The organism is Flavobacterium aquidurense (genome assembly GCF_031458035.1).
GTDB classification, from domain to species: domain Bacteria; phylum Bacteroidota; class Bacteroidia; order Flavobacteriales; family Flavobacteriaceae; genus Flavobacterium; species Flavobacterium aquidurense_C.
Genome location: NZ_JAVDXR010000011.1, coordinates 119,455 through 131,941 on the forward strand (window position 1 = coordinate 119,455; position 12,487 = coordinate 131,941).

A 12,487-nucleotide genomic window follows, 5' to 3' on the forward strand; every position below is an offset into this window, starting at 1 on the left:
AAATAATATTTATATTTGTTGCAACAAAAGGATTTGCAATGAAAGAAATCGAACAATTATACCACAACAATTTTGGAATTGCCTTTTACTGGAAAAAGGAAAACGAAACCATTACAGATAAAGTTCAATTGGTTTTTAAAGAAACCGGATTCTATTTTACGGTTCAGGAATTAAATCATTTTTGCGATTTAATCGAAGACAGCATGATTGAAAATGCTTGTTGTGAAGCTTGCGAATTAAAAAATTCCTGCCATAAATTTCTACTCAAAACGCCTTGCGCTCAAATAGATTTAGCAGTTTCCATTAAAGAATTAAAATCGATTAAAGATTTAGTCGAAGGTTCTTTATTCAGAATAGAACTTGACGAATATGTCTATGGACCTGGAATGAATTAGACGAATTACTTTTCGAATTTCTTAAGCTCAAAAGTTTCGCCATCAAAAACGCCGTAAGTAAAATAACCAATCCAGTCGCCAAGATTCACATATTTAGATTCTTCTCCAACCGGAATAATCATTGGTAAATGACGATGTCCGAAAATAAAATAATTGTAGTGTTTGGTTTCGAGTTTGCGTTTGGCGTATAAAACTAGCCATTCATTCTCTTCTCCTAAAAATTTCACATCTTCGTCTCCCGAAATCAGTTTGTTTTTAACCGATAAATATTGTGCTAAACTAACGCCAACATCAGGATGCAGCCAACGAAAAAGCCATTTTGAAAACGGATTCGTAAATACCTTTTTCATTCTTTTATAGCCTTTGTCACCAGGACCTTTTCCGTCACCGTGACCAATTAAAAAAGTTTTTCCGTTAAAAGTGAATTCTTTGTTATCATGATAAACCGGAATATTCAATTCGGTTTCAAAATAATCGTCCATCCATAGATCATGATTTCCAACGAAAAAGTAAATCGGAATTCCGCTGTCGCGAATTTCGGCCAGTTTGCCTAAAATGCGTACAAAACCTTTTGGAACAACTGTTTTATATTCAAACCAGAAATCAAACAAATCACCCAATAAAAAAATAGCTTCCGCATCTTCTTTAACCTCATCCAGCCAGGCGACAAATTTCTTTTCGCGCGGTAAACTCGATTCGGGAGTTGGAGCACCAAAATGCTGATCAGAAGCGAAATATATTTTTTTCATTTAGATTTTTAGATTGTTAGATCTTAGACTTCTTAGACTTCTTAGAATTTTAGACTTTAGTCCTATTGTCATCCTGAGCGAAATCTAAGGATTGGAATTTGGAATTTAAAACTTGGAATTTCTACTGATTATCACTTGCATACCATTCAGCAAACGACGATTCTGTTTCCTGAAGTTTAAGGGAAAATAGTGCAATTCCGGCAGGAAGACGAGCGATGATTCTTTTAGAAAAATCAACCACCATATTTTCACTTGTAGGCTGATAGTCAACCAAAATCACATGATGACCACGATTTTTTAATTCATTTGCCAATTCGATATGCGGTGTAGTTTCGTTAAAAACAGTCGCATGATCGAACTGATCGACGATTTCTTCTTTTACAATTTTCTTTAGATCTGAAAAATCAATTACCATTCCGAATTTCACATTTGACCGGTCCGTAATTGGCGAACCAATAACTGTTACCGACAATTTATAACTGTGCCCGTGAACGTTTTTGCATTTTCCGTCGTAACCGTATAAAGCGTGCCCGGTTTCGAAATTAAATTGTTTTGTAATTCTGATATTACTCATCGATTTGAATTTTAGGTTGCAAATTTACGAATTAATAACCGTTTAATGATAAATTCCAAATAAAGAAAAATTCCAAATTCCAAGCATTGAGTTCATATTGGAATTTGGAATTTTTTAATTGGGATTTCTTTTTTTACTTCTTAAACTGTGTCAAAGCTTCCCTGGCAAAATCAGACAAAACTAATTTACCCGTAATTGCAGCGCGCTCAATCAATATCGATTCCCATTGCTCAGTTCCTTCCCAAATGATTTTCTTCATTTCGAATAAAGCTTCCGGATTGTATGAACTTAGTTTTTGAGCAAAATTTTCAACCGCAGCATCCAATTCATCTGCAGTATGAAGCGACGCATAAAGTCCTTTCTCTAAAGCCCATTCAGCCGATTTCCAATCCGTTGCTGCCAATGTCATTTCGGTCATAGCCGTTTTACCAATTTTACGAGAAACCGCCGGTTCGATAACAAACGGGCCAATACCGATCGCCAGTTCAGATAATTTAATGGCACTTTCAGTCGTAGCCAAAACATAATCGCAGGTTGCAATAATTCCGACTCCACCTCCAACTGCTTTTCCCTGAACGCGGCCCACAATTAATTTAGAACAATTTCGCATGGCATTTAACAAATGGGCAAAACCCGAGAAAAATTCTGTTCCCTGCTCCTCATTTTCCACTTGCAAAAGCTCATCAAACGAAGCACCGGAACAAAACGCTTTCGAACCTTCGCTCTGCAAAACAATTACCGAAACCGCTTCATTTCGGCTTAACTCATTAATTTCTAATGTCAAACGATTCAACAATTCACGCGGAAAAGAATTACTCGCCGGATGCCCAAATTGCACCGTCGCAACGGCATTTTGAAAACTCGTATATAAAGAACCGTTTTGATTTTCTAAACTCATAAAAATAGATTTGAACGTAAAGTTACGGTTTTGGCAACTATTTTCACCTGAAGCCTTTTCTAATTAAATAAAAAAAACCGTACCACAATAAAGTGATACGGTTTTTTTGTGGAGAATATCGGATTCGAACCGATCACCTCTTGCCTGCCAGGCAAGCGCTCTAGCCAAATGAGCTAATCCCCCAAAGCGTTAGCAAATAAAGTCAATTAATTTTCAAAAAACAAAATTTAATATCGAATTTTCTATAAATATTCAGGAGCAGAAGTTTCGTTTTCAAAAGACGACCTGTCCCGCTGTCCGCTATATCTTTTTCTTCCGCTACGGGCGGAAGAAAAAGGATACCGCTTCCATCGGGGCTAGATTAGAGGGTTTTGTTTTTGTAAGATGTTTGAGTTGGGTTGTGGATTTAGTTTGAGGTTCTCAACTTAAACGACTTGACTAAATTCCTTAAATAACAAATCCGGAAATTTTAGTTTCGGGATTTCTTTAGGTTCTGAATTTAATTTCTGTATACGGATTGTAAATCTGCTCTATCGGAATACAATTGAACCATTAATTATCAACAGTTTATATGTCTAATTTTATTTAGTTAATACCTTTTCAATATCCTGAATCATAATTGAGGATAAATCTAACTTATTTAAGTCGGCATTTTTTAACCACTCCATACTTTCCGATTTACTTAAATTAGTTTTAGTAATAAATTCCGTTAATGCAATTACTGTATTCCTGCTAAGTCCTAGTGAAAGAAGAGATAATTGAGTCGTTTGCGAGACACCAAATTCTAACCATAAATTCAAATCAGGAATTCTTTCGACTAAATCATTTCTATTAATAAAATTTAAAAAATATTTCAAAATATCAATATAACAACTTGACTCTTTTGCAAATCTGAATCTAGCAAAATTTTCGACTTCTTCCATTGTGTCCCGACAAACTTTATCAATAGAAATATTTGGCTGTTTTTTTCTATAAGAATTGTAGGAGCTATTTATTAGATATGAAAGTGGTTTTCCAGACATCCAATTAATTAGTAAAATAGCCCTTGAAGGATTTAATATAGGAGGGAATGCTGCTAACGTTTTTCCAATTCTACCAATGAGTTTAATATATTCTTCATAACTATTAACATCTTCGGGATAAACTGGAATTAAGTCTTCTAATTCATTAATTTTTGTTTCGAAATAATCTAATAATTCTTGTTGAGCAATTGGTGAAATCCCAGGATTTCTGAAAATTATTTGGTTCGGAATTTCTATGGACTGTCTAATTATATCAAATTGAGAAATCAATTCTGAGTTAAAATTCGTATCAGCAATTAATTTACCTTTCAAATATTTCGAATAATAATAACTAAATGCAAATTCAAATTCTTGATTATTTTCAGCTTCATCTCTTGGGCTACCATCCTTAATATATTTTAATAATTCTGTTGCTTTATGCTGTTCCAAGAATTCTAGAGCCTTTTCAATTTTTTGCTTCTTTTTGTCGGGTGAAGGTCTTATCCCCCATTCATTAGGTTCAATACATATAATATTACCACTGAATTCTTTACCCCATCTTCCTGCTCGTCCTGCTAAATTCCAAAAGTCATTTTCATTTAATGGCTTACCTTTTCCTCTTGTTGGCTTTCTAATAAAAACTGCTGTTGCAGGCAAATTAACTCCTTCAAGTAAAGTTGAGGTGCAAACAAGATATTCTATTTTATTATCCTTAAAAAGTCTCTCTATCTCTTGGCGAACCAATAAAGGCATATTTCCATAATGAAAAGCTATCTTATATTCAAGTACCTTACTTAGAACATAATCTTTATGAATTGTAGTTTTAACGAGTTTTATCAACTCTTTGATTTCTGTATCACTAGAGTCTTTTGGTACAAGCTCAGTTAATATTTTTGCAAATTTTTCTGATTCTGCAGCACCATTTGAATAAATTAAATTACCGCTGTTTCCACTAGAAATCGCAGCAGTAATCAATGCTATTTTCTTTGCCTCATTTGTTGGCCTATCTTCTAATTCTATAATACCTATCTTAATTTTGCCATCTTTTAAAATCAACTCAATTTCCCATTCTTTAGGTTTTCCTTTTACTTGAGTTACATAAAGTAAATTTTGATTAACAGCTACAAATTCAGTATTGATAGTAGATTTTGATTGAGTTATCCCAATATTTTCTAGAAGAATTTCAGGATTTGAAGTGAATGGACTAGAAAAAAATAATCTTACATCGGGATTCAAATCAATTACTTCTTCAATTTTTCTTTGCAATAGAATACCTCTATTGCTATTATCAATTTTATGAGCCTCATCTACAAGCAAAAAATCAATTTTCGAATTTTCAGATTGCAAAAGATACCAATGAAGGCGTTCTTGTGTAAAAACATAGAGATTTGTTTCTCCATTCTCAACCGATTGTAGAGGAACGGTGGTTAGATTTACATTTTCAATGTTATTCTTTTTTAAAAGAATTCTCAAATCATCCTCTACCTGACTAATTAATGCTCTAGTAGGCACAATATATACAATATTTACTCCCTTTCTTTTGAGTTCTTCAAGCAACAATTGATATAAAATGAAGGATTTCCCAGAAGATGTAGGTGCCGATATACTGATTGAATTATTAATTTTTGATGAATCGAAAACTTTTTTCTGAAATCTATTTAAAGAAATAACATTTTCGTCTATTAAAATTGAATGCTCAATTTTTATTTTGTTGGTTTGTAATTTAAAAGGGAGAGGTAAATCATCTTCATAGTTACTTTTAATTAAGCCTCTTTTTACTGCAAGTTTTAATGCTGGAATATTTGTTAAGTTTTCTAAGATTATTACGGATGCCGTTTTTTGATTTTCATTTGGATTAGTATATAAACTTGTTTGCGCTATTCGTAATGCTGCCTCTAGGTGCTCACTTGAATCTGAATAGCTCAAAACACTGGCTATACCTAATAAGTTATTCCAATTTATTTGTTGAGTTAATACTTCAACATCTTCCTCCCATTTTAGATTTTTTATCGTATTACAAACTGACAAAGCTAAAACGGCTCTATATTGCTTTTTAAAGCTTTCAAGATTAAAAATTTTGTGGGCTATCATTTAGCTATCGCTTTTAGGAAATGAGTTCTAAAATCCTGCACCGATGGAAATGGAATTAAGAATAGATGAATTTCAAATTTTTCCAAATTCACATGATTTTTAATTTGAGTTGCTGAACTATTTAACCAACTGCTAACTTCTTTTTCAAATGCTTTAATTATATCTTCTGTTGTTTTCTCCAAAGGAGAAGCTGGGTAATGAGAAGAATCGAATCCAACAAAGCAAACGCCTTTATATTTGAGTTTATTAGATAAATCATCATTCAAATCAAAGTATCTGACCAAAATATCTTCAAGGTCCGGATTATTAATATTCTCGGAAATATTACTCGTTATTAAATGCAAATCTCTCGTTTGGGTTGAATCATGGCCATAAGTGTCTAGTAAAAATGATTTTAAACTTATGAAACAATTTCTTAAACCTGAATATATTGTTTGTTCCATTTTGGACTCTCCCCAATACAAAGAAAGAGAGTCATCAAATTTGTCATATTTAACATGAATCCCATCAGCTCCTTGATAATGCAATTGCCCAGATGTTTTTAAGGACATTTTACTTATTAGTTGAGGCAATTCCAAAATTTCTTGCACTAATATATATAGCAACATCTCTCCAAATTCACCCGTTTTTTCTAAATCGGTAAATAATAGCTTTGCTCTTTTTGCAAGTTCTAAGATTTTTGCAGACGAGCCAGTTTTAATCAATTGTTCTTTAGCTTCATCTTGTAATTTCTTTGGTATAGAATAATCAATTAATTTTGTAGTTACGAATTCAATTAAATCATTAACTCTTGGATTGCCTTGGGCATCTAGTTTTAGACCGTAGCAATAAGCTTTTGCTTGGGTGCCTGTAATATCAAGATTAACACCTATAGTTTCAATACGGGAAAATATTTCTCCTTCTCCTTTAATGAGTAAGTTTTTAATAGAATCGTCAATCCAACTCATATTGTTTTCATATTTCTTAATTATTTCTCATTTAATTTTACTATAAATTTCAAAAATTTGTGAATTAAAACTAAGCTAATAAAAACAACTAATTACTGAGTTTTAAAAAATCATCGTTCTAAAACAAAAACAAATATCTTTATTTATTTCACCATCCCATTACGGAAAACCATATTAACAAAATCTAAATCAAAAGTAACCTTTTATCAATCCAATCGACTACGTACTTTTACCTGAAAAACAATCTGAGATTTAAACTTAAGTTGTAGAAGATTTAAGATTTTTATCTCTTTTCCTAATTTTCCTCTCTTCAGCCAAAATTCTTACATGTTGCCTGTTTATTTGTAACGCCCAAACAAAAGAAATAAACCAGCAAAGCACTGTCCATGCGGTAAGAAGATTGAACACGAATAAGTATTTGCTGTTTCTTTTATTCCATAAAATGATGGTTGGTATAAAATAAACAAATAACACGACTGCTCCTGCCATTACTTTTTCAATAGTTAGCTCACGATTTTCAAATGGAAGGTTGATTTTTGTTTGGGCTTGGATGAGGCTTGAGGTTAGTGAGGCGAGGAGAGTAAAAGAGTAATTTTTTTTCATAATTTGATTGAATTAAAAAACTTTGTCGAGCTACTTGCGGGGATTTCTCTCCCGAAGCCTCGGGATCGAAATGACAAGATTGTGGCAGAACTTTGCAGCTTTGCGACCTCACCGACAAAGAAACTTCGCGTTCTTTGCGTAATCCCTTAGCGAACTTTGCGGTTAAAAAAACGTCCTGCAATAAAATTACTTAATCAAAAACCCTAATCGAATCGACCCATAAAAAGATCCCGTAACATCATGGCTTTCCAATTCTTTACCGTGATAAATAAAAGAATAAGACATATTAAAACTGTTGTGGCGGAATTTCAAACCAGCCTCGGCATTAAAACGCCACGGCACTAAATCAAACGTTACCGGACTCGTGTCGTTAAACATGCTTCCCTGAATTGTAGCGTCGTAAAACTGGTAGTTGACACTCGGAATTGCGTAGAAATAAAACTCACGCACATTGTATTGCGGCTGTGCACTCACCGAAGCATCGTGCAAATTAGAATCGTAAATTGGTAGCAATCTTTTAAATCCAATTCGGGTTAAGAGTCCTGTGGAAAGTCCGGTAAAAATAGTCCCCAGATTTCCTTCCGACTGAAAATGAAGATCGATAAAATCGTTATGTTTATTCGGAAATAATTTCTTTGAATATAATGCATGCGCCTGAAGACCTAAAGCATTATGCAACTGATTTCCCCAACCATATACATTTTTATAGCCAATAAGATGGTGGAAACTTTCCTGCGTTTCTCGTCCAAAGGCATTTGGCCCCATGAAACCCAATTGAAAATCAGTCTTCAAAACCGATTCGCTGTTGTAGAAAAAACTGCGTCCGGCCTCGGCAAAAAGATAACCGGTGAATGGGCGATTGTTATTATTCGCAGCTGCTTCATTAATATATCTCGGATTGTAAATGTATTGTCCTAAACGAAATTCGGTTATTTTTTTGTTGATTTTTTCGTTGTTATTCTTCGATAAAAATCGGGCAAAAAGTTCTAAACCATTCGTATAATACATATCATTTTTTGACGATGTGTATAAATCATTATCCGAAATAAAACCAAATTCCATAGATTTCGCCTGTCCAAAACTCAAAGCCGACGTTAAGATCAGGAGCATCAAAAAGCTCTTTTTACTTCGCATTATAATTTATTTTTCCAACAGCACGCATTTCGCGAACAATCCTTTCTTTGCGTCTGTTAATATAACTTGAAGATCCTGTTGCTTTAAACTTTCTCGGATTTGGTAAAATAGCGGCTATTCCTGCGGCTTGCATTGCGGTTAAACTCGAAGCGTCGCGACGGTACCAATGTTCCGTTGCAGCGTATGCACCATAAACACCATCCCCCATTTCGATACTATTCAAATAAACTTCCATGATACGTTCTTTGCCCCAAATAATTTCGATTAAAACGGTGAAGTAAGCTTCCAATCCTTTACGCAAATAACTTTTTCCCTGCCATAAAAAAACATTTTTGGCGGTTTGCTGCGAAATCGTACTTCCTCCTCGAATACGGCGGCCACGTTCGTTGCTTTTATAGGCTTTCTGAAGCGCTTTGAAATCAAAACCATTATGATATAAAAAAGTTCCGTCTTCACTCGCAATAACGGCTTTTTGAAGATTCATTGAAATCTTTTCAATTGGTTCCCAATCATGGTCAAAATAAACTTCTTTTCCAGCCATTTTATTTTCAATAGCCCGAATGACCATTAGCGGTGTAAAAGGCACCGGCACATATTTGAAAATGATAACCGATGCAATCGACAATCCGAAAAACCATAAACATAGTTTAATAAAAAACCATTTGACTTTCTCACCAAATGAACGATTCGTTTTTTTCTTCGTTGTTGGTTTTGCTTTGCTTGCTGTTGTTTTTTTTGGTGCTGGTTTTTTGGTTGCTGCCATTATATTAAATCTGCTAATTCTGTTCCTATTAAACTTCCTATTGCCACGCCCATCCCTCCTAAACGCACTCCACAAAACACGTTTTCAGAAAGTTGGGACACAACCGGCTTCTTACTGTTCCCTACTCCCATTATACCGCTCCAACGATGGGCGATCTGAAAATCCTGATTTGGTAAAATTACATTTTTCAGCAAATCTTCCAACTTATTTTGCACGATTTTCGTTTGCCCGAATTCAGTTGTATTTTCAGTTTCAAAATCAAGATTTCTGCCTCCGCCAAGGAGAATTCTATCGCCAATATTTCTGAAATAATAATAACCTCTATCTAAATGAAAAGTTCCTTTAATATCTAAATTCGTGATTGGTTCTGTAATCAAAACTTGTGCTCTTGCAGGCTGAACTGCTCCTTTTGTCAACGCATTTGCAAAACCATTTGTTGCGAACAATATTTTTTTTGACGTAAAATTAAAGTCATTCAATACAATTTCAACCTGATTTCCTAAATCTGAATATCCGGTTACGGTTTGCTGATTCAAAATCAGGATATCTGCAGCAACGGCTTGTTTCAACAATTCCTGCATTATATTTCCGGTATCGATCTGCGCTTCAAACGGATTAAAAATTAAATATTCCTGAATGTTTTCAAAACCAAATCGGTCAATTTCTTTGGTAAAAACATCGGCTTTAAAAAGTGGTTTTAAAATTTCATTGATAAAAGGCAATCGCGCCACACAATCCTCAAAACCTCTTTCGTCTTCTTTCAAAAAAAGTTCGTATCCGCCATAAGGCCTGAAATCTATTGCAGCATCTCCCAATCTTTTTCGGAGCAATTGCAAACCCTGCCAGCGTTTCTCAATTAAGGCAATCACATCTTCTTCCGTATGTGTTTTGAGATCTTCCATAATTTCAGAAATACTCCCAAAACAGGCAAAACCGGCATTTTTGGTACTGGCGCCTTGTGGTAACATTCCTTTTTCCAAAACCAGAATTTTCGCCGTTGGGAATCTTTCGCGCAAGCGCAATGCAGCGTGTAAACCTACAATTCCGCTTCCTACAATCGTGTAATCAACATTCGTGAACCAGTTTTTAAGTTCCCAATAACTTAATTCCATAAATTTTTTATGCTAAAAAATAAATTCCAATGTAAGAAATAAATTTTAAAGTTTGAAATTCCAAATTCCAAACATCATTATTTATTTTAGACTGAATCTTCTTCACATGTCAGGCTGAGCGGAGTCGAAGCCTCTTTTTGATACACAAGCCATTCCACTTCGCTCACGGCGACAACATTGGAATTTGGGATTTATTTTTTGGGATTTATTTTAAATTATTGGAATTTAAATGTTGTATTTTTAGCCCCACGAATATTAGAATTATATTATGAAAAAAGTTTTATTTACAACCCTAATAATGATGAGTTTAAACGCTATCGGACAGAATGTGATGTCACCAGAATTGTTATGGAAATTAGGAAGAGTGAGTGCACTTGGACTTTCGAAAGATGAAAAAAATGTTGTTTTTAAAGTTTCTACTCCTTCTGTAGAAGAAAACAAATCATCTTCAAAATTTTATATTTTGCCAGTAAATGGCGGAACTGCAACTGAAATCAAAGACACTAAAGGGGTCTTGGCGGACAAAAATGTTTCTCCTGACGGAAAATTTTTAGTGTATAACGAAGAGGTTAAACTGGAAAAAGTTTTAGGGAAAGATTATTATCCAAGCCTTACCAAATCAGACGTTCAAATTTATGATGGTTTAGATTACCGTCATTGGGATACCTGGAACGAAGGGAAATTCAACCACGTTTTTTATAAAGAAAACAAAGAAGGTGCAGCCGGAATTGACATTCTAAAAGGCGAAAACTTTGATTCTCCTCAAAAACCTTTTGGTGGCGACGAAGATTATATCTGGTCTCCTGACGGAAAAAGCATCTTGTATGTGTGCAAGAAAAAAGCAGGAACTGACTATGCGATTTCTACAAACACCAATATTTACGAGTACAATTTAGAAACTCAAAAAACGATCAACAGAACTGAAGATAATTTAGGTTATGATACAGCTCCACAATTTTCTCCAACAGGAAATTTGACCTGGCTGCAAATGAAACGTGACGGTTACGAAGCTGATAAAAATGACATTATAGTTGACTTTAAAGGGATCAAAACCAACCTTACGGCAAATTGGGACGGAACTGTAGATAATTTTATCTGGAGTAAAGATGGCAAAAACGTTTATTTTGTTGCACCAGTTGATGGGACAAAACAACTTTTTATTGTGAACTTTCCAGGATTGACAAAAATAGCAATTCAGGTTCGTCAAATTACAAATGGTGATTTTGATGTTAATGATTTAGTGGGTTTTGCTGGAGATAACATTATCGTTACGAGAAATGACATGAATCACGCTCCGGAAATTTATTCTTTTAATTTGAAGAAAAATATCTGGAAACAACTTTCAAATGTAAATACAGACACCTACAAAACATTAGCTTTAAGCAAAACTGAAAAACGTTATGTTACCACTACTGACGGTAAAAAAATGTTGGTTTGGGTAATTTTACCTCCAAATTTTGATGCTTCAAAAAAATATCCAACTTTATTATTTTGCCAAGGAGGACCTCAAAGCGCGTTGACACAATCGTATTCTTTCCGTTGGAATTTCTCCTTAATGGCTGCTAAAGGTTATGTAGTGGTTGCGCCAAACCGTCGCGGTATGCCCGGACATGGAGTTGAATGGAATGAAAAAATCAGTAAAGATTGGGGTGGACAAGTTATGGACGACTACCTTTCAGCAATTGATGATGTTGCCAAAGAAAACTACGTTGACAAAAGCCGTTTAGGATGTGTTGGTGCAAGTTACGGAGGATATTCAGTATTTTATTTAGCTGGAATACACAACAACCGTTTCAAAACTTTTATCGCTCACGATGGTGTTTTCAATACCGTAAGTATGTTGGGAACTACTGAAGAAGTTTTCTTCAATAATTGGGATTTTGGTGGTGCATATTGGGAAAAAGACAATGCTGTTGCTCAAAAAACGTACACAACTTTTAACCCTGCAAGTTTAGTTCAGAATTGGAACCGACCTATTTTGATTTTCCAGGGAGGAAAAGATTTCCGTGTGCCAATTGGGCAAGGACAAGAAGCTTTTCAGGCGGCTCAATTAAGAGGAATCAAAAGTAGATTCGTTTATTTCCCTGACGAAAATCACTGGGTATTGCATCCTCAAAATGCTCAGGTTTGGCAGGGTGAATTTTTTAAATGGCTGAACGAAACGCTATAATTTAAAAATAAACCATTATGATCTAAAAGAGCGATGATTTTGGTTTAACA

Annotated in this window: 11 protein-coding genes and 1 tRNA gene; 2 read left to right on the forward strand and 10 right to left on the reverse strand. The window is 34.5% G+C overall.

Annotated elements, in window-relative coordinates:
- Nucleotides 1-38 precede the first annotated feature (38 nt).
- On the forward strand, nt 39-395 hold the full coding sequence (locus tag J2X17_RS16600) for a hypothetical protein (protein WP_310300462.1): 357 nt from the start codon (nt 39-41) through the stop codon (nt 393-395).
- A gap of 5 nt (nt 396-400) precedes the next feature.
- On the opposite strand, the gene J2X17_RS16605 is transcribed toward J2X17_RS16600, so the two are convergent.
- From J2X17_RS16605 to J2X17_RS16650, 10 genes are all read right to left on the reverse strand, one after another.
- On the reverse strand, nt 401-1,144 hold the full coding sequence (locus J2X17_RS16605) for a UDP-2,3-diacylglucosamine diphosphatase (RefSeq protein ID WP_310300465.1): 744 nt from the start codon (nt 1,142-1,144) through the stop codon (nt 401-403).
- A 121-nt stretch (nt 1,145-1,265) separates the two neighbouring features.
- Complete coding sequence (locus J2X17_RS16610) at nt 1,266-1,718, reverse strand: 6-pyruvoyl trahydropterin synthase family protein (protein ID WP_310300468.1); 453 nt, start codon at nt 1,716-1,718, stop codon at nt 1,266-1,268.
- Nucleotides 1,719-1,851: 133 nt separating this feature from the next.
- Nucleotides 1,852-2,616, reverse strand: a complete 765-nt coding sequence (locus tag J2X17_RS16615; protein ID WP_310300471.1) for an enoyl-CoA hydratase/isomerase family protein — start codon at nt 2,614-2,616, stop codon at nt 1,852-1,854.
- A 109-nt stretch (nt 2,617-2,725) separates the two neighbouring features.
- Nucleotides 2,726-2,799 (reverse strand) — tRNA-Ala (locus J2X17_RS16620).
- 398 nt (nt 2,800-3,197) lie between these two features.
- Entirely contained in the window at nt 3,198-5,708 is a 2,511-nt protein-coding gene (locus J2X17_RS16625) for a DEAD/DEAH box helicase (RefSeq protein WP_310300474.1), read from the reverse strand.
- Nucleotides 5,705-6,655 (reverse strand): HamA C-terminal domain-containing protein, encoded by a 951-nt coding sequence (locus J2X17_RS16630; protein ID WP_310300477.1) that lies wholly within the window; start codon nt 6,653-6,655, stop codon nt 5,705-5,707. The genes J2X17_RS16625 and J2X17_RS16630 overlap by 4 nt, the downstream gene beginning before the upstream one ends.
- 258 nt (nt 6,656-6,913) lie before the next feature.
- Nucleotides 6,914-7,258 (reverse strand): superinfection immunity protein, encoded by a 345-nt coding sequence (locus J2X17_RS16635; RefSeq protein ID WP_310300479.1) that lies wholly within the window; start codon nt 7,256-7,258, stop codon nt 6,914-6,916.
- Between the two features lie 186 nt (nt 7,259-7,444).
- The gene (locus J2X17_RS16640) at nt 7,445-8,368 is read right to left on the reverse strand and encodes a lipid A deacylase LpxR family protein (protein WP_310300481.1); all 924 of its coding nucleotides are present in this window, start codon (nt 8,366-8,368) and stop codon (nt 7,445-7,447) included.
- 13 nt (nt 8,369-8,381) lie between these two features.
- On the reverse strand, nt 8,382-9,155 hold the full coding sequence (gene mtgA, locus J2X17_RS16645; RefSeq protein WP_310300483.1) for a monofunctional biosynthetic peptidoglycan transglycosylase: 774 nt from the start codon (nt 9,153-9,155) through the stop codon (nt 8,382-8,384).
- Entirely contained in the window at nt 9,155-10,267 is a 1,113-nt protein-coding gene (locus J2X17_RS16650; RefSeq protein WP_310300486.1) for an NAD(P)/FAD-dependent oxidoreductase, read from the reverse strand. The genes mtgA and J2X17_RS16650 overlap by 1 nt, the downstream gene beginning before the upstream one ends.
- 268 nt (nt 10,268-10,535) lie before the next feature.
- On the opposite strand from J2X17_RS16650, the gene J2X17_RS16655 reads away from it, so the two are divergent.
- A complete protein-coding gene (locus J2X17_RS16655; protein WP_310300489.1) occupies nt 10,536-12,437 on the forward strand; it encodes a S9 family peptidase in 1,902 nt (633 codons plus the stop codon).
- Nucleotides 12,438-12,487 lie beyond the last annotated feature (50 nt).